The organism is Rhodococcus sp. JS3073 (assembly GCF_026810085.1).
In the GTDB taxonomy this organism is placed as follows: Bacteria; Actinomycetota; Actinomycetes; order Mycobacteriales; family Mycobacteriaceae; genus Rhodococcus_F; species Rhodococcus_F wratislaviensis.
On the sequence record NZ_CP113951.1, the window covers coordinates 7272486 to 7295036 of the forward strand.

General features: G+C 69.6%; 20 protein-coding genes. 13 read left to right on the top strand and 7 right to left on the bottom strand.

Annotation, left to right across the window (positions count from 1 at the left end; genetic code table 11):
* Positions 1–11: 11 nt before the first annotated feature.
* From OYT95_RS33210 to OYT95_RS33225, 4 genes are all read left to right on the top strand, one after another.
* Positions 12–557, top strand: a complete 546-nt coding sequence (locus tag OYT95_RS33210) for an NlpC/P60 family protein (RefSeq protein WP_037226609.1) — start codon at positions 12–14, stop codon at positions 555–557.
* Positions 558–937: 380 nt separating this feature from the next.
* The gene (locus tag OYT95_RS33215) at positions 938–1990 is read left to right on the top strand and encodes a C40 family peptidase (RefSeq protein ID WP_081792184.1); all 1053 of its coding nucleotides are present in this window, start codon (positions 938–940) and stop codon (positions 1988–1990) included.
* Between the two features lie 49 nt (positions 1991–2039).
* Complete coding sequence (locus OYT95_RS33220) at positions 2040–3401, top strand: peptidase MA family metallohydrolase (RefSeq protein ID WP_037226611.1); 1362 nt, start codon at positions 2040–2042, stop codon at positions 3399–3401.
* Between the two features lie 43 nt (positions 3402–3444).
* The gene (locus OYT95_RS33225) at positions 3445–4572 is read left to right on the top strand and encodes a glycosyltransferase family 4 protein (RefSeq protein WP_037226690.1); all 1128 of its coding nucleotides are present in this window, start codon (positions 3445–3447) and stop codon (positions 4570–4572) included.
* A gap of 58 nt (positions 4573–4630) precedes the next feature.
* Here OYT95_RS33225 and OYT95_RS33230 read toward each other — a convergent pair whose 3' ends face one another.
* The gene (locus tag OYT95_RS33230; protein ID WP_037226692.1) at positions 4631–6442 is read right to left on the bottom strand and encodes an AMP-dependent synthetase/ligase; all 1812 of its coding nucleotides are present in this window, start codon (positions 6440–6442) and stop codon (positions 4631–4633) included.
* 168 nt (positions 6443–6610) lie between these two features.
* Here OYT95_RS33230 and OYT95_RS33235 point away from each other — a divergent pair, with 168 nt between their 5' ends.
* The 6 genes from OYT95_RS33235 to OYT95_RS33260 all read left to right on the top strand — a co-directional run bounded on the left by OYT95_RS33235 (position 6611) and on the right by OYT95_RS33260 (position 11157).
* On the top strand, positions 6611–6985 hold the full coding sequence (locus OYT95_RS33235) for a polyketide cyclase / dehydrase and lipid transport (RefSeq protein ID WP_037226693.1): 375 nt from the start codon (positions 6611–6613) through the stop codon (positions 6983–6985).
* 152 nt (positions 6986–7137) lie between these two features.
* Positions 7138–7575, top strand: a complete 438-nt coding sequence (locus OYT95_RS33240; protein WP_005247694.1) for an SRPBCC family protein — start codon at positions 7138–7140, stop codon at positions 7573–7575.
* The gene (locus OYT95_RS33245) at positions 7572–8813 is read left to right on the top strand and encodes an ArsA family ATPase (RefSeq protein WP_081792185.1); all 1242 of its coding nucleotides are present in this window, start codon (positions 7572–7574) and stop codon (positions 8811–8813) included. The genes OYT95_RS33240 and OYT95_RS33245 overlap by 4 nt, the downstream gene beginning before the upstream one ends.
* The gene (locus tag OYT95_RS33250; RefSeq protein ID WP_037226614.1) at positions 8810–9202 is read left to right on the top strand and encodes a hypothetical protein; all 393 of its coding nucleotides are present in this window, start codon (positions 8810–8812) and stop codon (positions 9200–9202) included. Before OYT95_RS33245 ends, OYT95_RS33250 begins: the two co-directional genes overlap by 4 nt.
* Positions 9203–9254: 52 nt before the next feature.
* A complete protein-coding gene (locus OYT95_RS33255; RefSeq protein ID WP_037226615.1) occupies positions 9255–10268 on the top strand; it encodes an ROK family protein in 1014 nt (337 codons plus the stop codon).
* A 130-nt stretch (positions 10269–10398) separates the two neighbouring features.
* A complete protein-coding gene (locus OYT95_RS33260; protein WP_037226616.1) occupies positions 10399–11157 on the top strand; it encodes a lysophospholipid acyltransferase family protein in 759 nt (252 codons plus the stop codon).
* Between the two features lie 13 nt (positions 11158–11170).
* Here OYT95_RS33260 and OYT95_RS33265 read toward each other — a convergent pair whose 3' ends face one another.
* Positions 11171–12493: a glycosyltransferase 87 family protein gene (locus OYT95_RS33265; protein WP_268790136.1), complete on the bottom strand. Its 1323-nt coding sequence runs from the start codon at positions 12491–12493 to the stop codon at positions 11171–11173.
* Between the two features lie 67 nt (positions 12494–12560).
* Here OYT95_RS33265 and OYT95_RS33270 point away from each other — a divergent pair, with 67 nt between their 5' ends.
* Positions 12561–13052 (top strand): polyadenylate-specific 3'-exoribonuclease AS, encoded by a 492-nt coding sequence (locus OYT95_RS33270; protein ID WP_268790137.1) that lies wholly within the window; start codon positions 12561–12563, stop codon positions 13050–13052.
* A gap of 42 nt (positions 13053–13094) precedes the next feature.
* Positions 13095–14480, top strand: a complete 1386-nt coding sequence (locus OYT95_RS33275) for a class II 3-deoxy-7-phosphoheptulonate synthase (RefSeq protein WP_005247669.1) — start codon at positions 13095–13097, stop codon at positions 14478–14480.
* A gap of 43 nt (positions 14481–14523) precedes the next feature.
* Here OYT95_RS33275 and pknB read toward each other — a convergent pair whose 3' ends face one another.
* A complete protein-coding gene (gene pknB, locus OYT95_RS33280; RefSeq protein ID WP_037226621.1) occupies positions 14524–16542 on the bottom strand; it encodes a Stk1 family PASTA domain-containing Ser/Thr kinase in 2019 nt (672 codons plus the stop codon).
* A 110-nt stretch (positions 16543–16652) separates the two neighbouring features.
* On the opposite strand from pknB, the gene OYT95_RS33285 reads away from it, so the two are divergent.
* The gene (locus OYT95_RS33285) at positions 16653–17021 is read left to right on the top strand and encodes an Rv2175c family DNA-binding protein (protein WP_037226623.1); all 369 of its coding nucleotides are present in this window, start codon (positions 16653–16655) and stop codon (positions 17019–17021) included.
* Between the two features lie 7 nt (positions 17022–17028).
* Here the strand turns inward: OYT95_RS33285 and OYT95_RS33290 are convergent, their stop codons facing one another.
* The 4 genes from OYT95_RS33290 to OYT95_RS33305 form a co-directional block, all read right to left on the bottom strand.
* Positions 17029–17970: a phytoene/squalene synthase family protein gene (locus OYT95_RS33290; protein WP_037226625.1), complete on the bottom strand. Its 942-nt coding sequence runs from the start codon at positions 17968–17970 to the stop codon at positions 17029–17031.
* A 7-nt stretch (positions 17971–17977) separates the two neighbouring features.
* On the bottom strand, positions 17978–19582 hold the full coding sequence (locus OYT95_RS33295) for an alpha-(1->6)-mannopyranosyltransferase A (protein ID WP_037226695.1): 1605 nt from the start codon (positions 19580–19582) through the stop codon (positions 17978–17980).
* 121 nt (positions 19583–19703) lie between these two features.
* Positions 19704–21329, bottom strand: a complete 1626-nt coding sequence (gene crtI, locus OYT95_RS33300; protein WP_037226627.1) for a phytoene desaturase family protein — start codon at positions 21327–21329, stop codon at positions 19704–19706.
* 9 nt (positions 21330–21338) lie between these two features.
* Positions 21339–22436 (bottom strand): polyprenyl synthetase family protein, encoded by a 1098-nt coding sequence (locus OYT95_RS33305; protein ID WP_217999385.1) that lies wholly within the window; start codon positions 22434–22436, stop codon positions 21339–21341.
* Positions 22437–22551 lie beyond the last annotated feature (115 nt).

The following is a 22551-nucleotide window of genomic DNA, read 5'->3' on the forward strand; positions in this document are numbered from 1 at the left end:
GTACCCCTTTCGTGGCGTCACAAGTTTCCAAGCGGAATGTGCGACGGGCAGTCGTCGCCGGCGCGCTCGCAGTCGGAGCGCTCACCGCTACCGCGGCCCCCGCGGCCGCAGATCCCGTCACCATCCCCGGAGTCGGAACCTTCGAGATCCCGGGTGTCGTCATCCCGCAGATCCCCGGTGTCCCGAACCTGCCCGCGCCCCCGGCGCCGGCCAATACCGCAGGTGACAAGGCCGTTCAGGCCGCCCAGACCAAGCTCGGCTCGCCGTACGTCTACGGCGCCGCAGGCCCCAACTCGTTCGACTGCTCCGGTCTGGTGCAGTGGGCGTTCAAGCAGGCCGGACTGAACCTGCCGCGCACCAGCTACGCGCAGGCGGCGGCAGGCACTCCCGTCTCGCAGTCCGATCTCCGCCCCGGCGACGTGGTCTCCTTCTACGGCGGATCGCACTCGGGCATCTACGCCGGCAACGGCAACGTGATCCACGCCTCCACCGAGGGGCAGCCCGTCAAGTTGGCGCCCATCGCGTCCATGCCTTTCGACGGCGCACGCCGCTACTGATCCACACGCGAGGCGAGGCATCCGCCGAGTCGAGGGCGGGGATGCACGGGGTAGCTTCGTAGGATCTCGCACGACCACCGAGGGTGGGTTCGAATCACGATTCGAACCCACCCTCGATGTCGTTGCGCCCCAGGCAGACAGCGTGTCGTTCACCCGTCGGGTGGTCCCCGCCACCCCGTTCGTGACATGGGTGGACACAAACGTATGCCATTCCGTAACCTATCCGAGACCTTGCGAAGTCTTGTCGCGCCAACCGGGCGGCAACGCGGGTCACCACCTCTTCGGCACTCCACGGTCGCCTCGGCCGAGGAAATCCTTGAGCCGCGCATCGGACAACCGACCCGGCTGGTGGAGATCGACGATCGGAGAACTGCATTTCCGTGGCCTCACACAAGATGAAGCGCTCCCTGGGCAGCGTGCTGACAGCGGGCGTGCTGTCGGTGGCGCTCGTGTCGCTGCCCGCGATCCAGGCGGGTGCAGACCCGGTCACCACCAACCCGACCGATGCCCTGACGAAGCTCGGGGACCTGTCCCGGCAGTCCGAGCAGACGTCCGAGGCACTCCACAACGCGCAGATCGACCTCGAGGCCAAACAGTCGGCGCAACGCGACGCCGACGCCACACTCGCGGCCGACCAGGGTGTGCTGGACGCCGCCAACGCGCGCGTCGCCGTCTTCCAGCCCGTGGTGAACAAACTCGCCACCGCCAACTACCAGGGCGCACGGACCAATCGTCTCTTCGCCGTCATGGTGAGCGATTCACCGCAGCAACTGCTGGACCAGATGTCCGCTCTGGACGCCATCTCCAACGACACCCGCAACCAGGTCGCGCAATTCCAGTCGGCCACGTCGGAAGCCACGAAGGCGGCCGAGGCGTCGAAGGAGTCCGCGGATGCCGCGCGGTCCGCGACCGAGCAGGCCAAAGCGGTGAGCGACGATCTGCAACGCAAGCAGAGTGACCTGCAGGCGCAGATCGCCGACGTGATCAAGGCCTTCGGAGATCTCACCGGCGCCGAACGCGACCAACTCGCGGGGACGCCCTTCCCGCCCGGCTTCGACCCGAACACGATCCTCGCGCATCTCACCCCCGGTTCGGGCACCAGCGCGCTGCAGGCAGGCATGACCCGCATCGGTGACCCGTACGTGTGGGGCGCCACCGGTCCGGACGAATTCGACTGCTCGGGACTCGTCGTGTGGGCGTACAAGCAGATCGGCAAGACGCTGCCGAGGTCCAGTCAGGCGCAGGCCAGCGGCGGCACCCCGGTGTCCCGCGACGCCCTGGAGCCCGGCGACGTCGTCCTCTTCTACAACGACGCGTCCCACGTGGGCCTCTACGCCGGAAACGGCAACATTCTCCACGCCTCGACGTTCGGTGTTCCGGTGAAGATCGAGTCGATGGCGAAGTTCCCCTTCTACGGGGCCCGCCGCTACTGACGGCGACCGTCCGGCAGCGGCGCCGGGGCGTGCTCATACACTCACCGGCGTGCCCGCTTCAGACCCGTCTCCCGCAACGGATCCGACCTCGCGCCGTCAGGCGCGCCCGTGGGAGCTGGCCGCACTGGCCGGACTCGTCCTCGCCGTGGTCGTCGTACTCGCACTGACCGGGTTCTCACGGACCGAGCGGGGCGCCGACGGAGCCGTCGGCACCGCGCAGTCCGACACCGAGGCGCGTGCGGCAGCCGTCCAGACGCTCCTCGACACCTGGGCGTCGGCCGTGCGGACGAACGACGCGGCCCGGCTGTCCGGTCTGATGGATCAGGCTGCGGCCCCGGGATTCCTGGCCGCCGAGACGCGGCGGGCGGGCAACGTTGCCGGGGTGGAGTTCTCGGACTGGGGCTACGAGATCGCCGAGGGTGCCGAGACGGCGGTGCCGTCGAGTCTCGTCGACGCGCTCGGGGCCGACGAGGTGTGGGCGCCCGCCGTGCAACTCCGCTACGCGATCGCGGACGAGAGTCCCACCCGCAAACCGGTGGCTCTCGTCGTCGCCCGGCGCGGTGACCGCTGGGCACTGGTCAGCGACAGCGCCACCGTGGACGGCGAGCGGCGGACCTGGCGCGGACCGTGGGATTTCGGACCCGTCGTGTCGCGACGCGTCGATACCGGCGACGGGCGGACGTCGGTGGTGCTCGGACATCCCGAGAACGCCACCATGGTCGACCGGCTGGCGGACGAACTCCCCGCCGCCGTCGTCAACGCCACCCAGTTGTGGGGTTCGAACTGGGCGGGCCGCGCGCTCGTGTGGGTCGCGGGATCGCAGGACGAGTTCACGGCGCTCGTCGGCCCCAATCACGACGGACGCGACATCGCCGCCGTCGCCATCTCGGACGCCGTCGACCCGGACGCCGCCACGGTCACGGGCCAGCGGATCGTGTTCAGCCCGGCGTCGGCGGACCGGCTGACCGAGGTCACCCGGCGGGCGATCCTGCGGCACGAGCTGATCCACGTGGCGGCGCGCGCCGAGACGGTGGACCGTTCGCCGATGTGGGTGCTGGAGGGTTACGCGGAGTACGCCGCCTACCGGGGTACCGGCGAGGCCGAACGGCAGATCGCGCCTGCGCTGACCGCGCAGGTGGGGGCCGAGGGTCCGCCGACCGAGTTCCCCGAGGACACCGACTTCTCCGGCTACGGCGAACGCGGCTCGGTCGCCTACGAGACGGCGTGGTCGATCAACGCCTTCGTCGCCGAGCAGTACGGCGAATCGAGGCTGACAGCGCTGTACCGGACGCTGGCCGTGGGCGAGGCAGACCCGGAGACGGTCGACGGACGGCTGTCCGACGTCCTCGGCGTCGACGCCGACCAGTTCCGCGACCGCTGGACCGACTGGGTGGGCGCCCACCTGGGGTGACCCTGGGTCGGTTGCCGTGCGGTCCACCGCCTACGGTGATCACATGCGCCGAACCCTGTTGGTGACGAACGATTTTCCGCCGCGACCCGGCGGAATTCAGTCGTACCTGCACACCTTCGCCAAGCACCTGCCCGCCGACGACCTGGTCGTCTACGCCCCGCGTTGGCGCGGCGACTCGCACCTCAAGTTCGATGCGCGGCAACCGTTTCAGGTCGTCCGGCACCCCACCACCTTGATGGTGCCCACACCGTTCGTCGCCCGACGTGCCGCCACGCTGCTCGCCGAACACGACTGCACGGGCGTCTGGTTCGGCGCAGCCGCCCCGCTCGCGCTGCTGAGTGCGACGCTGCGCCGCGCCGGGGCGGAACGGGTGGTCGCGAGTACCCACGGGCACGAGGTCGGCTGGTCGATGCTCCCTGCCGCCCGCCAGGCCCTCGGACGGATCGGCGACCGGACCGACGTCGTCACGTATGTCAGCCGGTACACGAGGGGCCGCTTCGCGTCCGCGTTCGGCGCGAATGCCGCGCTCGAACACCTGCCGCCCGGAGTCGACACCGACCTGTTCACCCCGGACAGCGGCGCGCGGGCCGAGCTGCGGTCCCGCTACGGGCTGGGGGAGCGGCCGACGGTCCTGTGCCTGTCACGTCTCGTGCCGCGCAAGGGCCAGGACATCCTCATCAAGGCGCTCCCGGGCATCCGAGAGCACATCGACGGGGCCGTGCTCGTGATCGTCGGCGGCGGTCCGTACGAGGACCGTCTGCGCTCGCTCGCGCGCTCGGTGGGGGTGGAGGACCACGTCGTGTTCACGGGCACGGTGCCGTCCGCGGAGCTGGCGGCGCACCACACGATCGCCGACGTGTTCGCGATGCCCTGCCGGACGAGGGGCGCGGGACTGGACGTCGAGGGTCTCGGCATCGTCTTCCTCGAGGCGTCGGCGACCGGTGTGCCGGTCGTCGCCGGACAGTCCGGTGGCGCTCCGGAAACGGTGCGGCAGAACGAGACCGGGATGGTCGTGGACGGCACGTCGGTGGCCGAAGTGGCGCGTTCGGTGATTTCGGTGCTGTCGGATCGTGACCGCGCGGCCGCGATGGGTGCGGCCGGCCGCGAATGGGTCAAGGCGGAGTGGCGGTGGGACGTGCTCGCCGCCAAGCTCCAGGCACTGCTTGCGTGACCACCCGTGAGTACTTCTCAACCGCGGGCGGTTGAGAAGTACTCACGGGCCGAAGGCATTACTTCGCGTAGATGGCGGCGATGTCGTCGGCGAAGCTGTCGTGCACCACGTTGCGCTTGAGCTTCATCGTCGGCGTGAGCTCGCCGGTCTCCTCGGTGAAGTCGACGGGCAGGACCCGGAACTTCTTGATGGCCTCCGCGTGCGACACGAGCTTGTTGGCCTCGGCGACGGCCTCGTCGATCTCGGCCGTCAGGTCGGCGTCGGTGAGCAGGTCCTTGACCGTGGTGCCTGCGGGCTTGCCGTTGCGCTCGTTCCATGCGGGCAGTGCATCGGCGTCGATGGTGATGAGCGCGCCGATGAACGGCTGCTGGTCTCCGACGACGATGGCCTGGCTGATCAGCGGGTGCGCACGCAGGTGATCCTCGAGCTGGGCGGGGGAGACGTTCTTGCCGCCCGCTGTGACGATGATCTCCTTCTTGCGGCCGGTGATGGTGATGTACCCGTCCTGATCGACCGATCCGAGGTCGCCGGTGTGGAACCAGCCGTTCTCGATCGCGTCGGCGGTCGCGTTCTCGTTGCGCCAGTAGCCGCCGAAGACGACCGGCCCCGACAGCAGGATCTCGCCGTCGTCGGCGATGCGAACGGAATTGCCCGCCAACGGCTTGCCGACCGAGCCGACCTTCTGCTCGCCGATCGTGTTGACCGCGAACGCGGCGGACGTCTCGGTGAGGCCGTAGCCCTCGTAGATGGTGATGCCGATGCCGCGGAAGAAGTGGCCGAGGCGGGCGCCGAGGGGGGCGCCGCCCGAGATCGCCAGCTGGCACTTGCCGCCGAGCGCGGCGCGCAGCTTCGAGAACACCAGCTTGTCGAACAGCGCGTGCTTGGCCTTGAGGACGAGCCCCGGCCCGCCCTTGTCCTGAGCCTCGCTCCAGGCGATGGCGGTCTCGGCGGCGGCGTCGAAGATCTTGCCCTTGCCCTCGCCGTGGGCCTTGGCGCGGGCGCTGTTGTACACCTTCTCGAACACCCGCGGCACGGACAGGATGAAGTCGGGGCGGAACTCGCCGAACGTGGGGACGAGGTTCGGGATGTCGCTGGTGTGTCCGAGTGCGGCGCCGGCGTCGAACGACGCGATGCTGACGGCGCGCGCCAGGACGTGCGCCATCGGCAGGAACATGAGGGTGCTGACGCCGGGGGTCTTCAACAGGGTGCCGAGGCTGGAATCGAGGATGCCCTTGGACTCGGCGATGAGGTTGGAATGGGTGAGCTGGCAGCCCTTGGGCCTGCCGGTGGTGCCGGAGGTGTAGATGAGGGTGGCCGGATCGCTCGACTTCAGCGCGGCGACGCGCGCCCGGACTTCGGAGTCGGGCACCTCGGCACCCAGTTCGGTCAGTTCCTCGACGACGCCACGGCCGCCGTCGGACGCCTCGATCTGGTAGACGCCGCGGAGCGCGGTCGCCTCGGCGGCCACGGCCTTCACGGTGGCCGCGTGCGTCGCGTTCTCGACGACGAGATCGATTGCGGCGGAGTCCTCGAGGATCCAGCGGACCTGCTCGGCGGAGGACGTTTCGTAGATCGGGACGGTGACGCCGCCCGCCGCCCAGATCGCGAAGTCGACGAGGGGCCACTCGTAACGGGTGGCCGACATCAGTGCCACCCGGTCGCCCTGCTGGACGCCGAGAGCGATGAGACCCTTGGCGACCGCGGTGACCTGAGCGGCGAACTCGGCGGCCGTGACGTCGGTCCAGCGTCCGCCGATCTTGCGCTTGTACACGACCAGCGTCGGGTCGGCCGCGGCGTGGGCGAACACCGAGTCGACCGCGGACGCGTCCTCCGCGATCGTGAACGACTGTGGCGCGCTGAACTCGGGCACGAAAACCTCCGACACTGAAGATACTGACGAGTAGGATTGTCTTCCCAACTTTAGACCTTCGCCGGCCCGGTCTGCTTCCAGGCCGAAGAAGGGTGGTCAGAGCCCTGTTCGCGAGGTGCGGCGGAACCCCGCGGCCACCGCCGACCGCGGTGTGTGAAGCTAGTCGCCGTGAGCAGCATTCAGGTCGCAGACCAGACGTTCATCGCGGCCCCGCCGCAGCAGGTCGCGGCGGCGATCGCCCCGCCCGCCCGCTGGCGTCGGTGGTGGCCGGATCTCACCCTCGCGGTCCGCGAGGACAGGGCCGAGAAGGGCATCCGGTGGACGGTGGCCGGGCCCCTCACCGGAACGATGGAAGTGTGGCTCGAGCCGGTGCTGGACGGAGCGATCGTCCACTACTTCCTCCACGCCGAACCGGCCCGCAGCGAGACCGCCCCGGATCTGGCCGCGCTGAACCGTCGCAGGCGCGTCGAGGGAAAGGTGATGTCCTTCGAGGTGAAGAAGGAACTCGAGGCGGGTCGCGCTGCGGGAGAACCGCCGTCCTGAGGGAGATTCGCCCGCCGCGGCGGGGTCGGCATTGTGTCAGGGCGCCGAGATCGTGTGTGATAGTCGGGCACAACACAGACATACGAAACCGGTAACGGCGTGGCCCCGCGATCGACGAGCGGGTCGGCCAGGCGAAAGGAAGCGTTCACTCCATGCCCGAGAGGACCAAGAGGTCGATCAGTATCGAGGCGCCGCCCGCCCGGGTGATGGATGTGATCGCCGACTTCGACGCGTACCCAGCGTGGGTGGCCGCCGCGAAGTCCGTCGAGGTCATGGAACCCGGACAGGGCGGCCGGGCCGACCGGGTGCGGTTCGTGCTCGACGCGGGCATGGTCAAGGACACGTACGTACTCCGCTACGACTGGGCGCCCGACGGCAAATCCGTCAGCTGGGAGCTCGAGTCCGGTGAGATACAGAAGTCGCAGTTCGGTTCGTACGTGCTCGAGGACGAGCCGGGCGGCGGCACCACCGTCACCTACGAGCTCACCGTCGACCTGACCATTCCGATGATCGGCCTGTTCAAGCGCAAGGCGGAGAAGGCGATCACCGACACCGCGCTCAAGGAACTCAAGAAACGGGTGGAAGGCTGAGCAGCGAGGGCAGTGCCGGACCTGCGCGGGTCCAGTTCTTCGTAGGGAAGGGGGGCGTCGGCAAGACGACGCTCGCGGCTGCGACGGCGCAGGCGGCCGCAGAGGCGGGCAGCCGGACTCTCCTCGTCTCGCTCGACCAGGCGCACTCCCTTGCCGACGTGATCGGGATCGCCGCCGCCCGGGACCTCGTGTCCGTGACCGACAGGCTCGACGTCCTCGAACTCGACACCCTCACGTTGCTCGAGGACAGATTCCGGGGTCTGACAGCGGTTCTCGCGGCCGCCGGAACACACGATCACGGCGCCCAGTTGTCCGCGCTCGAACCGGAGGAGCTGACCGGGCTTCCCGGTGTGCAGGACGTGCTCGGGCTGCGGGAGATCGTCCGGTTCGCCACCGAGGGCGACTACGACGCCGTCGTGGTCGACTGCCCGCCCACCGCGGACTGTCTGCGGACGCTCGCCGCGCCTGCGATGGCTCTCGAGTACATCGAGCGGGTGTGGCCGCAGCACCGCCGCATCGTCGCGCTCCTGGGGTCCGATCCCCGCCTCGTCATGCTGGTGTCGCTGATCGAACAGGTCGTCGCCGCGGTCGGCGAGGTCCGGGAGATGCTCGCGAACCGGGCGAAAACCACTGTGCGACTGGTGACGACACCGGAGCGGGTGGTGCTGACGGAGACCCGGCGCACCGTGGCGGTGGCCGCGCTGTCCGGCCTGCGCGTCGATGCAATCCTCGTGAACAACCTTCTGCCGCAATTCGATTCGCCGGCAGGACACGACGATCCCGGTGTGGCATGGTTGATCAGACGGCGAGCCCTGCAGCAGCGGGTGCTCGCCGAGCTGACGGCCTCCGCGGGTACCACGGTGATCCTCTCGGTGACCCGGTCGGTGACGGAGCCGGTAGGGTGGGCCGATCTCGGCGGTATCGCCCGGGAGTTGTATGCCGACGACACGGACGCGGTTGCGGTGTTGGGGAAGAATCCACCTGCGGTGCGGGTGGGGCTGGAATCGGGGGCCGGTGTGGATTCTGTGTACACGATGCGGATGTATCTGCCGCTCGTGAACCCGTCGACCCTCACGTTGGGTCGAGTGGAGGACGACTTGGTCGTGGGAGCTGAAGGGGTGCGCCGCCGGGTACGCCTCGCCTCGGTCCTGCGCCGGTGCGTCGTCGCGGGCGCAGAACTCGACGGAAGTGATCTGGTCGTGCGCTTCACGCCCGACCCGCAGGTGTGGCCGGTATGACTGACGACCACGCGCAGCTGGTGGCGGAGCTGCGGGCGCTCGCCGAGACCGCCCTGGACCGTCTCGAGCCGATTCTCCAGCGCGCGGCGGCGCCGCACGCCCAGGCGGACGCCGAGGGAACGCCGCCCGGAACCGGACAGTGGTCGGGATGCACGTGGTGCCCGGTGTGCGCACTCGCGGCTCTGATCCGTGGCGAGCAGCACGATCTCGTGACCCTGCTCGCCGGCCAGGCGTCCGTGTTGATCGCGGTGCTGCGGCAGGTCCTCGACGAGCACGCCGATCACGACACCCCTGGCCCCGACGCTCCGGAACCCGGCCCCGGCGGTGGACCGTCCGAACCCGAAGGCGGCTCTGCGTTCGAGCCGATCTCGGTCACCATCAAGCATTGAGCGTGCCTCGCGCGCGCGGGATCGCCGGACTCCTGCACGTCGGCGATCCGGCATGGGCACAATCATCTCCATGAGCACAGGCACGGGCAGCGAACGTGGCGGCAGTGCGGCGCTGACCATCGGCATCGACGTGGGTGGAACGAGCATCCGTGCGTCGGTGGTCGACTCGGCCGGCGAGGTGCTCGATTCGCTCCAGTCGCCGACCCCGGCGTCGGCGAAGGCACTCGAAAACGGCCTGGACCGCGCGGTCCGGGAGCTGTCCGCGCGGCACGAGGTCGCCGCGGTGGGGCTGGCGGTGGCCGGGTTCATCACCCCCGACCGCACGACGGTGCGGTTCGCGCCGCATCTTCCGTGGGTGGGTGCGCCCGTCGGCCGGGACCTCGGGCAGCGTCTCGGGCTGCCGGTGATCCTCGAACACGACGTGAACGCGGCGGCGTGGGCCGAGCACCGGTTCGGTGCGGCAGCGGGCGGCCGGAACGTGGTGATGCTCGCCATCGGCACGGGTATCGGGGCGGCGCTCCTCGCGGACGGTCGGCTGTACCGGGGCAGCCACGGCGTCGCACCCGAACTCGGCCACATCCAGGTGGTCCCCGACGGACGCCCGTGCGCGTGCGGCAAGCACGGCTGCTGGGAGCGGTACTGCAGCGGGACGGCCCTCGTCGACACCGCGATCGAACTTCTGGCCGCGGATCCGGCGACGTCGACCGTCCTGGCGCGGGAGGTGGCGGTCGATCCCGGTGTGCTCACGGGCCGGCGGATCGCGGGCGCGGCACAGGACGGCGATCCGCTGGCGCTGGAGACCATGCGGGAGTTCGCCCGGTGGCTCGGTGTCGGCCTGGCGCTCATCGGTGACGTGTACGACCCGGATCTCGTCGTGATCGCCGGCGGGGTCGCGAGTTCCTCACCGCTGTTCATCGACGAGGCCCGCGAGCACTACGCGGCGCTGACGACGGGGGCCGGGCACCGGCCGCTGGCCCGCATCCGGCCGACCCAGCTGGGGGAGGCGGCGGGCATGATCGGAGCGGCGGAACTCGCTCGGGCCGTCCTGCCCGATCGGGTGGGTTGACGTCCGGCCCGTCGCTGTAAACCCGCAGAGTGTGATGCTGTGCGGGCCTCCCGGCCGTGTGTAGCGACCCTCACCCACCCGAAGTAGAGTCGACCCGAACGAAGCTTGGGTTGTGAACGGGAGGGACGCCATGTGGTACTGGCTCTTCAAGTACGTGTTTTTGGGGCCGGTTCTCTGGGGGCTGGGTAGGCCGACCGTGGAGGGTACGGAGAACATTCCGGCGGAGGGTGGGGCCATCTTGGCGAGTAACCATCAGGCCGTGCTGGATTCGTTCTTCCTGCCGTTGCGTGTGCCGCGGAGGATCACTTTTCTCGCCAAGAGCGAGTACTTCACCGGGACGGGACTCAAGGGCGCTTTCCAGCGCTGGTTCTTCTCGGTGGTCGGCCAGGTGCCGATCGACCGGACGGGCGCCGACGCCGCGCAGGACGCATTGAACGCCGGGTTGCGGGTCCTCTCGCAGGGCAAGCTGCTGGGCATCTACCCGGAGGGCACCCGGTCGCCCGACGGCCGCCTCTACAAGGGCAAGACGGGTCTGGCCCGCATGGCGCTCGAGTCCGGTGTGAAGGTCATCCCGGTCGCGATGATCGGAACGGAGAAGGTCAACCCGATCGGCTCCCGGGTGTGGCGTCCCTCGAAGGTGACCATCCGCGTCGGTGAGCCCATCGACTTCTCGCGTTTCGAGGGCATGGGCGGCAACCGGTTCGTCGAGCGGGCCGTCACCGACGAGGTCATGTACAAGCTGATGAAGCTGTCGGGGCAGGAATACGTCGACATCTACGCGGCCACGCTGAAGAAGAAGGCGCCCACCGCCGACGCGTCGGTGGCCGACGTGGCGCCGGCGAGCGACGCCACGACCGTCACCCGTCTGCCGGACACGCGGGCGAGCTGACCGCCGTAGCCTCTCAGCCGACGGGGACGGTGAGATCGTCGGAGGTCTCCGACCGATCGTCCTCGTCGGACTGTGAGGGGCGGGTGCGAAACGCGACGATCGCGACCAGCACCACCGCGAGTCCCCACCACACGTACGACGACGCCAGGAACTGATCCCCCAGGTTCCAGTGGGTTCCGCTCCAGCGGCCCACCCCGAGTTTCCAGTGCGCGGCGAGCCTCACGACGACGACGCCGGCCACGGCCGTGACCGCCAGGGCGACGCTCCGGCGACGGTAGGCGAGGACCCCGAGCACGAGGATCACCGGCACCGACCACACCCAGTGGTGCGACCAGGACACGGGGGAGACGAGCAGCCCGAGGACGGCGTTGAGTCCGAGCGCGAGCGCGGTCTCACCGGATCGGAGCGCCCGCACCATCGCGAGAACGACGAGTGCGAGAACCACGACGCTCAGCAGCAGCCAGATCGGGGTGCGCACCGAGTCGCTCAGGCCGAGCCGGGCCAGCACACCCGTGATGCTCTGGTTCGCCGGATATGCCGGTGTGCCGATCCGATCGGAATCGAAGAGGGTGTGCGTCCAGTAGGTGACGGAGTCGTTCCACGTCGCGATCGCGCCCACGGCACTGAACGCGAGGAAGCTGGCCGCGGTCACGACGGCGGAGCGAAAGTCCTTGCGCACCAGGAAGTACACGACGAACACGGCCGGCGTCAGCTTCACCGCCGCGGCGAGGCCGATCAGCACGCCGCGGGGCCACGGCGTCTTCTTCGGCAGGCAGTCCGCCGCGACGAGCAGCATCAGCAGGATGTTGATCTGCCCGTAGTCCAGGGTCGACGAGACGGGTTCGAGGGCCATCGACACCGCGAGCGCACCGAGGGCCGTCCACACCAGCGTGGTGCGGGGTGCGATGCCCAGCGAGTCGAGCGTGACGACGAGGACGCCGAACAGCGCGATCAACGACAACACCGTCACGACGGTCCCGGCCGTCGCCAGCGACACCGTCGACAGCGGACTGAAGACGACGGCGGCGAGCGGCGGGTACGTGAACGGCAGGAAGTTGCCCATCTGGGTGGCCGGCATCGACCCGTACAGGGTCGGTCCGTGCAGGAACACCGATCCGCCCAGACGGTAGACGTCGAGATCCAGCCGGTAGTAGCTGCCGAAATCCCGCAGGCCGGGCAGTCCGAGCAGGTTGTACGCGAATCCGACCGCGAGCCCGGCGAGGACGAGGACTCGGACGAGGAGACCTCCGACGCGGAGATGCAGAGGCACCCGCGGGGGGTCGAGCGGGTCCGCGACAGGGGCGGCGGACTGTCGACCGTCGGAGGTTGCGCGCACCGAGGCCTCCTTCACGAGGTAGGGGTGGATCCGGATGACGCCAACGGGTGAGGCATAGTTTGCGGGCGTGCGTTACTTCTACGACTGCGAGTTCATCGAGGATGGTCGCACGATCGACCTGGTGTCGATCGGGGTGGTCGCAGAGGACGGACGTGAATTCTACGCGGTGTCCACCGAGTTCGATCCCCACCGGGCGGGCAAGTGGGTGCGCAGGAACGTGCTGCCGAAGCTGCCGCAGCCGTCGTCGCCTCTCTGGAAGAGCCGCGCCCGCATTCGCGACGACCTCTACACGTTCCTGATTCCCCGGCCCGGCATCGTCCCCGAGCTGTGGGCGTGGGTGGCCGCCTACGACCACGTCGCCCTCTGCCAGTTGTGGGGGGACATGACGGAGCTGCCGCAGTCGCTGCCCCGGTACACGCGGGAACTCCGCCAGTACTGGGAGGAGCACGGGAGCCCGACCCTCCCACCTGCACCGGATGACGCTCACGACGCCCTCGCCGACGCCCGGCACAACCTGGCGAAGTTCGAGGCAGTTCAGGCGGCGCGGTCACTGCGGTGACCTGACTCGCCATCGCTCCGGTCGAGCGAATATCCTGTATGGGTGAACTGGACTGTCGACGTGCCGATCGACCGCTTGCCCGAACTCCCGCCGCTCCCCACCGAGATGCGTGAGCGTCTCGACGCAGCGCTGGCCAAGCCCGCTGCCCAGCAGCCGCAATGGCCCGAGGGTCAGGCCGCCGCGATGCGGACCGTCCTCGAGAGCGTGCCGCCGATCACGGTGGCCAGCGAGGTCGTGGCCCTGCAGGAGAAGCTGGCCCAGGTCGCGCGCGGCGAGGCGTTCCTCCTCCAGGGCGGTGACTGCGCGGAGACGTTCGCCGACAACACCGAGCCGCACATCAAGGGCAACATCCGCACGCTGTTGCAGATGGCCGTCGTCCTGACGTACGGAGCGAGCCTGCCCGTCGTCAAGGTCGCCCGCATCGCCGGTCAGTACGCCAAGCCGCGGTCGTCGAACGTCGACGCCCTGGGCCTGCAGTCGTACCGCGGCGACATGATCAACTCCCTCGTCGCGGACGAGGCCGTGCGCGCCCACGACCCGTCGCGGCTCGTGCGGGCATACGCCAACGCCAGCGCCGCGATGAACCTGGTCCGCGCGCTCACCGGCGCGGGCATGGCCGACCTGCACAAGGTGCACGACTGGAACCGCGAATTCGTGGCGTCGTCGCCGGCCGGGGCCCGGTACGAGGCACTCGCCGCGGAGATCGACCGCGGGCTGCAGTTCATGAACGCCTGCGGCGTCACCGATCCCAGCCTCCACCACGCGCAGATCTTCGCCAGCCACGAGGCGCTCGTCCTCGACTACGAACGCGCGATGCTGCGCCTCGACAACGACGACGACCACGCCAAGCTGTACGACCTGTCCGCTCACTTCCTGTGGATCGGCGACCGCACCCGCCAGCTCGACGGAGCGCACATCGCGTTCGCCGAACTCGTGTCGAACCCGATCGGCCTGAAGATCGGACCCAGCACGACACCGGAGATGGCGGTCGAATACGTCGAGCGCCTCGACCCCACCAACAAGCCGGGTCGCCTCACCCTGATCTCGCGCATGGGCAACAACAAGGTCCGCGACCTGCTGCCGCCCATCATCGAGAAGGTCCAGGCCACCGGTCACCAGGTGATCTGGCAGTGCGACCCGATGCACGGCAACACGCACGAGGCGTCCACCGGATACAAGACCCGCCACTTCGACCGCATCGTCGACGAGGTCCAGGGATTCTTCGAGGTCCACAACGGTCTCGGCACCTACCCGGGCGGCATTCACGTCGAGCTCACCGGTGAGAACGTCACCGAATGCCTCGGCGGCGCGCAGGACATCTCCGACCTCGACCTGTCCGGTCGCTACGAGACGGCGTGCGACCCCCGTCTCAACACCCAGCAGTCGCTGGAACTGGCGTTCCTCGTCGCCGAGATGCTGCGCGGCTGATCGCCCGCATCATTCGGACCCTCACTGCCCTGCTCCCGCGGGGTCAGGGCAGTGAGACCAGGGTGACCGTGCTTCCGGGCTTCACGAGGTCGCCGCTGCCCGGGTTCTGGCTGATGACGAACGACCTGTCCGTGTCGGTCACCGAACGCACCTTCACGTCGAGTCCGAGGCGGCTCAATTCGTCGCGCGCGGATCCGACCGTCCGGCCCAGCATCGACGGAACTCGGACCGCATTCGACACACTCAACGTCACGCTCGTGCCCGCATTGACGCTGGTGCCTGCCTTCGGGCTGGTGGCGATCGCGTCTCCGGCGGCGACAGTGCGGTCGAAGTCCGTCGTGACGTCCTGCACGACGATGCCCACCGCCTCGAGTGAGGTGCGCGCCTCGGCCTCCGACATGCCCTTCACGTCGGGAACGTCTACCGGCGGTGCACCTTTGCTGACGATCAGTTTGACCGTGGAACCGGTCGCGAGCTCGGTGCCCGGAGCCGGGTCGAGTGCGGCCACCGCACCGATCGGGACCTTCGCGCTGAACGCCTGACCGCCGTCGACCGGGGTGAACGTGCGGTTCCGCAGTTCCTGTTCGATTCCGGCGCGCTCACCGCCCGCGGGTAGGGGCGGGACGGTCGGTCTCCCGAGGGAGACGAGGAGGGCCACCGTGCCGTCGCGGGAGATCCGCGAGCCGCCGGTGGGATCGGTGCCCAGCACCGTGTCGAGCGCCGCCGTGTCGGAGTACTTCCCCCGGATCTCCGTCGACAGACCGGCCGCTTCGATCGCCGTCACCGCCGCACCGCGATCGAGACCGTCGGTGGTCGGGACCGCGGTGAACCGGCCCGAACCCATCCACCAGCCACCGAAACCGACCGCCAGCGCGAGCATCAGGATCACGAGCAGCCACACGATCGTGGTCCGGCGCGACCGCTGCCGTTCGGCGGCGAAGTCGGGGTAGTGATAGCCGTCGTCGGGCTCGTCCTCCGCCGCGAACGACGGTTCGTCGATCGGCGGGCGTGGAGTCTGGGTGGTGACGACCCGCGTGTGCTGGACACCGGGCTGCGCAGGCAGCGGGCTGGGCGGCGACAGCGGAGCAGCGGGGGGAAGGTGCACCGTGGGCGGTGCGGCGGGCCCCGGCGGCGCGCCCAGGGGCGGCGCGCTCGCGGCGGCCGCGGCGCTGAGGTGCTGCGCCGAGCGTCGCGGGGCGGGCACCCGATACGCGGGCAGGTCGAGCGCCGCCGCGATGCCACGCAGGGCCGAGCCCATCTGCTCGGCGTTGGCGAAGCGGTGCGACGGTTCCCGGTGGGTGGCCTCCGCGACGAGTTCGTCGAACTCGGGCGGCACGCCCGCGATGAACGAACCCGGCCTCGGCACGTCCTGGTTGATCCGCTGATACGCGACGGACAACGACGTGTCCCCGGTGAACGGTGTCCGTCCGGTGAGGAGTTCGAACAGCAGGACACCCGTGGAGTAGACGTCGCTGCGGGTGTCCGCGATCCCGGACGTCACCTGCTCCGGCGACAGGTACGCCGCCGTGCCCAGAATCACACTGTTCGACGTGGTGGTCGACGCGGCGGCGGCCCGCACCAGACCGAAGTCGGCGATCTTCACCTCACCGCCGTCGGAGATCAGGATGTTCTCGGGTTTGACGTCGCGGTGCACGAGACCGGCCCGGTGAGCGACGGCGAGCGCGTCGAGAACCGGGCCCGCGACCGCGGCCACCGCGTGCGGAGGCATGGGCCCGCGTTCCCGCAGCAGTTCGCGGAGCGTTCCGCCGTCGACGAGTTCCATCACCAGGAACGCGTGCTCGCGGTCGTGCCCCTGGTCGTAGACCGCGACCAGCGACGGGTGCTTGAGGCGCGCGACCGATCGGGCCTCGAATTCGAACCGGGTGACGAACGCCGGGTCGGCCGCGAACTGCGGATCCATCACCTTGATGGCCACCGGACGGTCGAGGCGGGTGTCGAGCCCCCTGTAGACGGTGGACATGCCGCCACGCGCGATCGTGGCATCCACCCGATAGCGCCGGTCGAGCAGCTCGCCGATCAAACGTTGACCTCCATCGTGCACAGTGTCCGTTCCCCCGTCAGTGCGCGCAGCCCGGCGACGCGCCCCTCAATCGTAGCCAGCGACACCGACCGGTAGCGCCACGCCGGAAGCGACCAGATAACGTTAGGGGAGTGAGTGCCATCCCTTACTGTGACGATGTCCTGGACCCTTCCGTCTCGCTCCTCCAGTTGGTGGACGTCGCGAAGAACCTCGGTGTGGCCGTCACCCGTGTGCAGCAGCTTCTGCGCGATCAGCAGTTGATCGCCGTCCGACGCGACGGCGTCCTCGGTGTTCCCGAACTCTTCTTCGACGAGACCGGCGAGACCGTCAAATGGCTGCCCGGTCTCATCGCGGTGCTGCACGACGGCGGATTCAAGGACGAGGAAATCCTGCAGTGGCTGTTCCGTGAGGACGACAGCCTGCCCGGTACACCCGTCCAGGCCCTGCACGGCGACCTCGCCCGCGAAGTGATCCGCCGCGCTCAGGCGATGGGATTCTGATCGTCGCTCACCGCACCCGGCCACGGGCAGGCACCGCGAGCCGGGCGAACTGAGGCAGCGCCGTCGCCCACCGGTTTCTCCGGGACACGGTGGCGCGCCGGTCCAGAACCCGGTAACCGCCTCGCTCGATCTCGTCGAGAATGCGGGAATACAGCACGAACGCGGTCCGGATACCCGGTTGCACCCGTCGGTCCAGCATCGCGATGCCCGGTTCCGCCTCCCGGTACACCGACCGGGTGACCGAGATCAGATGGGCGAGAGCCCGCACGATCCGCCGGTCCGTCGTGCCGCTGCGGCGACTGTGCGCGAGAAGTTCGGTGTCGACGCCGAACGCGCCCAGTTCGTCGGCCGGGAGATAGACCCGGCCCCGATCCAGGTCCTCGCCGACGTCGCGAAGAAAATTGGTCAGCTGGAACGCCTCACCGAGAGCCGCAGCGTGCGGTTCGGCATCGGCGAGGGGCCCCGTGGTTCCGAGGACCGGCAGCATCTGCAACCCGATCACGACGGCCGATCCGTACATGTACTTCCGGAGCTCGGTCATGGTGTCGTACTCGGCCCGATGCTCCGCAGTCCCCGGAACATCCATCCGCATGGACTGCAGGAACGCGAAGAAGTAGTCGTGCGGGATGTCGAAGGACGCCACGGTGTCGAGAAACGCGGGAAGAACCCGGCGCATCTCCGGTGCGCACGCATCCGGCCCGACCGCGGTCCGGCAGGTGAAGCCGAGACGCAGTGCCGCGTCGATCCGATCGAGTTCGGCAGCGCAGTCGCCGGCCGTCCGACCGGGATCGACGTCCACGATGTCGTCGACCGTCCGGGCGAACCCGTAGAGGGAATGCACGGCGGCCCGGCGGCGCTCGGGAAGCAGCCGGGTCGCGAGATGATAGGTGCGACCGTGCTCCGCCGTCACCGCGCCGCAATACCGGTAACTGTCGGCCAGCTCGGTCATCGACCGGTCATTCGACGCGGGGCGACGTCGCAGCACCTGCGAGGTCGGAGGTGCGCTCTTCCTCGACGGGCCGGGGTGTCCGCAGCCGCAGCGGGTCGACCGTGCGGAGCGATACGGCCGCGACGACCGCGGCGAACGTCGCGAGCACGACGTGCGGGAACGTGTAGAGGCCGATCGACCCGTCGGGCTGGAAGACCAGCATCAACCAGGTGGACAGCCCGACGAGGATCATCAGGGTCCGCGTCGACAACGCGAAGCCGGCCGCGATCGCGATCGGCCACGAGTAGTACCAGGGCAGCGCCGCGGGCGACAGAATTACGATCGCGACCAGGACGATGAGGATTCCGAGAATCGCGTCACGCTCGGTCTTCCGGTAGCGCCACCAGGCCGCCAGCACGATCGCGACCAGGGCAACCGCGCAGATCGGGCGGGTGACGGCCAGCACCTCACCCAGCCGCAGCTCCGCGAACCACGACGTTCCGACCGTCACGATGTGGGCGAGGATCGTCGGTAGCGACAACCAGTTGATGATCTTGTTCGACCCGGACAGCGCGGTCATCCAGCCGAGCCCGACACCGGCGACGGCGGACGCGGCCGCGAAGATGGCCACGAACACGGCGAATCCCGCGCCCGCGGTCTTCGCGAACGACGCGAGCGGAGACGCGGGTGTGCGCCCTTCCGCCTCGGCCTTCTCCTTCTCGTGGAGCATCCAGATCCACACCATGAAGGGCAGCGCGGCGCCGGCGGTCGCCTTGATCGCGACCGCGACCGCGACGAGGGCGATCCCGGCGAGATGGCGGCGTTCGAGGACGAGCGCGATGCCGGCGATCATCAGGCCGACCATCAGCAGTTCGTTGTGGACACCGCCGATGAGGTGGACGAGGACCAGCGGGTTGAGCACGGCGAGCCACAGGGCGATCGCCGGATTGCCGCCGAGGTGCCGCGCGAGGTGCGGCACGCCCCACACCATCAGCGCGAGTCCGGGCAGCATCGTCACACGCAGAAGCATCGTCCCGGCGATCACGTTGTCGCCGGTCAGCCCCGTGATCCCCTGACTGAGGAGCAGGAACAGCGGACCGTACGGCGCGGTGGTGGTGGTCCACACGTTGCTGACGTTGTCGAGGAGGACTCCCGGGTTGACCACCGGCCCGACGGCGTAGGGGTCGAACCCGTCACGCAGGAGCGCACCCTGCGCCAGGTAGGAGTAGGCGTCCCGGCTGAACATCGGCACGGCCAGCAGCAGCGGCGCCGTCCACACCGGCACGACCATCCGCAACTGCCGGAGGGTGACGTCGCCGCCGAGCGTGGCGCGGCCCAGCCGCACCCAGGCCGTGATCATGGCGACGACACCCACCCAGACGATGACCGTCGACAGGATCTGACCGTGACCGAACCGGAGCCACGACAGGTGCATCGCCTCGAGGAGCGGGTCCTCGCGGCGGACGCTGCCTGCACCGAAACCACCGAACGTGATCATCACGGCACCCGCGAAACCGAGGATGGCGGCGTGCCCCTCCGGGCTGCGGAGGAAGTCGGCCGTGGTCTGGGGCCACGACCGCTGCGGCGTGGTCGTCGCAGCGGCGACGGTCGCCTGCGGGGCAGAGGACGTCATGAGTGCAGATTCCTCCCCCGAGGTGAGTTCGGTTGCGGTCGGTGCGCTCGTCGTCGTGCGCATCGCATGGTCGAGGACCCAGTTTAATTGCTCCCGGCACCAGTTCCCGCCACGCCTCGCCCTATCCTCCCGCACTTGATGCTTTCGTGTGTCTTTCCGCACTTCGTGCCGCGGTGGGTCTTTCCGCACTTCGTGCCGTGGTGGGCCCGGTGATGCGGGCGGCCGCGAGCTTCCCCGACAGCAGGACGGTCGGAACTCCGACGCCGGGGACGGTGCCGGAACCGGCGAGCACCGCGTTGTCCAGGCCCCTGACCAGGTTGGGGCGCCGGAACGGTCCGGTCTGCCGGAACACGTGCGCCGCCGCGAACGGACTGCCCGCGGCCATGCCCTTGCCGAGCCACGTGAGGGGGGTGTCGACGTGGTCGATCGTGAAATGTTCCGCGATGCCGCTGTACCCGCGCGTCTCGAGTTCGCGCAGCAGTTCGTTCACGTACGGGCCGGTCAGCGAGGACCACTCCAGCGGTGCGCTGTGCAGGTTCGGGCAGGGCGCCAGCACCGACAGCGGTTCCGAGGGAGTGCCCGCGCGGTCCACGACCAGGCCCGGATCCGACAGGGCGGGCCGGGTGATCAGCAGCGACGGGTCCGTCATCAGCCGTCCGCGCCCCGCGCGAGCGGTGATCTCCGCGAACGTCCGCTTCCACGCGTGACCGAAGTCGATGGTGTGGTGCCGTTGGGCGGCCCACTGCGACGCGACCGCGGAGGGGACGGTCCCGTGCAGGACCACGGCGGACGGCGACACTCGCACCCGGCGGGGGGTCCGGCGTGTCACCGGGCGGAGCAGTGCGTCGACGACGGCCGTGTCCGGGGTGAGTACCAGCGCGTCGCAGTCGATGCGCTCACCCGCCGCCGTGACGACGGTGCCGACGCGGTCGCCGTTTCGCTCGAGTGCCGCGACCTCGGTGTCGAACCGGATCTCGCCGCCCGCGGTGGTGAGGGCGTCGGCGAGGGCGAGCGCGATCGAGCGCATCCCGCCCTGGGGGAAGTAGACGCCGAGCGAGGTGTCCATGTGGGCGATCGCGCCGTACACCGCGAGGGCCTCGGCGGGAGCGACCCCGGCGTACAGGGCCTGGAACGTGAAGATCCGGCGGAGTCTCGGATCGGTGATCGTGCGGTCGACCCGGGCGCCGAGCCGGCCGAACCCGCCCAGGGCGGTGAGCGTCAGCAGATCCCGCGCGGCCGCGGGGGACGAGACGAGATCCAGCGGGGAGTCGAAGTTCGCGTCCATGAAGCGGTGGTATTCGGCGTCGAAGATCCGGCCCAGCCAGCGCCGCAGTCGCAGGTACCTGGCCGACTCCTCCGGCCCGCACACCCGGCTGACCTCGGCGACCATCGCGTCGGGGTCGGAATGGACGTCCAGCGAGGAACCGTCGGCGAACCGCGCGTGATACGCCGGTGCCAGCCGTTCCAGGACGAGCGGCGGCCGGGTGGACGCGAAATCCGCGCCGACGGCGGCGAGGGCCTCGCCCACCAGTTCGGGCATCGTGAGGACGGTGGCACCGTTGTCGATGTCGTAGCCGGGACCACGGTAGGTGCCCACCCGGCCGCCCGGTGACGACTCGCGTTCGAGGACGGTGACGCGCCTGCCTGATCCGGCGAGGTGCAGTGCGGCCGAGAGGCCGGCGAGGCCGGCACCGACGATGACGACGTGATCGGTGCGGCCGGGAACCGTCCGGAGCGCGCGGGCCATCCCGGACCCTCAGTAGTCGCGGCGCGTCGCGGCGACGGCCATCTCGGTGAGCTGCTGCTTCGCCTCGCTGGTGGCGGTGCTCGCCGCCAGCGTCGACAGCGCGTTCTGGACGAGGTCCTCGATCTGCTTCTCCACGTCCGCGACCGCGCCGAGTGAGGTGATCGTGGTCCGGAGGGTGTCGACGTCCGAATCGGACAGATCGGTACCGATGCCCTCGCGGAGGAGTCGGGCCGCCGCGGGGTCGTCGGCGTCGGCGCGCTGCAGCGACATCGCGAACAGGACGGTGCGCTTGCCCGCCCGCAGGTCGTCGCCGGAGGGCTTGCCCGTCACGGCCGGATCCCCGAACACGCCCAGCAGGTCGTCGCGGAGCTGGAAGGCGATACCGATGTCGGTGCCGAATCGGCGGTACGCCGACACCAGGGTCTCGTCGGCGCCTGCGAGCGCCGCACCGAGGTGCAGGGGCCGCTCGATGGTGTACGCCGCCGTCTTGTAGCGATTCACCTTCATGGCGGCGTCGATCGATTCGTCCGCCCGGGCCTCGTTGCTGATGTCGAGGAACTGTCCGCCGAGCACCTCGGTGCGCATCGCGGACCAGACGGGCGAGATGCGGGCCGACGCCTCCGGGGTGATGCCCGACTCACGGATCATGTCGTCGGCCCAGGCCAGCGCGAGATCGCCGAGGAGGATCGCGACGCCCTCGCCGAAGTGAGCGGAATCACCGCTCCACGCCCCGGCGCGGTGCTGTTCCGCGAACTCCACGTGGACGGTGGGGAACCCGCGGCGCGTCGTGGAGGCGTCGATGATGTCGTCGTGAACGAGCGCACAGGCCTGAACCAGTTCCAGCGCGGAGCAGGCGCGGAGCACGGGTCCGGCGTCCGGGCCGCGAGCGTCGCCGCCCGCCCCGATCCAGCCGGTCCAGGCGAAGGCCGGCCGGACCCGCTTGCCTCCGCGCAGGACGAAGTCTTCGAGGGTGGTCACGGCCTCGCGGTAACCACCGCCCACGGAGTCGACGAGGTCCTGCCTGCTGGTGAAGAAGTCGCGAAGCGCATTTTCGACCTCGGCCGCGAGGGCGGCGGGGCGCGTTCCAACGGACAGTGTTGCCTCCAGGATCGAATTCTCGCGTGCGCGCCGAGACCGGCGACAGGCATCGACACCACCATAGTGGGCGCTCTCCCGGGTGGCCGGATACCCGGATCCCGCCACCCGTGCAGACGCAGTGGGT

Excerpts from the sequence above, each read along its gene's own strand:
- OYT95_RS33295 (WP_037226695.1), bottom strand. The coding sequence starts at position 19,582 with ATGACGTCCTCTGCCCCGCAGGCGACCGTCGCCGCTGCGACGACCACG.
- OYT95_RS33260 (WP_037226616.1), top strand. The coding sequence starts at position 10,399 with ATGTGGTACTGGCTCTTCAAGTACGTGTTTTTGGGGCCGGTTCTCTGG.
- OYT95_RS33240 (WP_005247694.1), top strand. The coding sequence starts at position 7,138 with ATGCCCGAGAGGACCAAGAGGTCGATCAGTATCGAGGCGCCGCCCGCC.
- OYT95_RS33255 (WP_037226615.1), top strand. The coding sequence starts at position 9,255 with ATGGGCACAATCATCTCCATGAGCACAGGCACGGGCAGCGAACGTGGC.
- OYT95_RS33290 (WP_037226625.1), bottom strand. The coding sequence starts at position 17,970 with ATGACCGAGCTGGCCGACAGTTACCGGTATTGCGGCGCGGTGACGGCG.
- OYT95_RS33225 (WP_037226690.1), top strand. The coding sequence starts at position 3,445 with ATGCGCCGAACCCTGTTGGTGACGAACGATTTTCCGCCGCGACCCGGC.
- OYT95_RS33250 (WP_037226614.1), top strand. The coding sequence starts at position 8,810 with ATGACTGACGACCACGCGCAGCTGGTGGCGGAGCTGCGGGCGCTCGCC.
- crtI (WP_037226627.1), bottom strand. The coding sequence starts at position 21,329 with ATGGCCCGCGCGCTCCGGACGGTTCCCGGCCGCACCGATCACGTCGTC.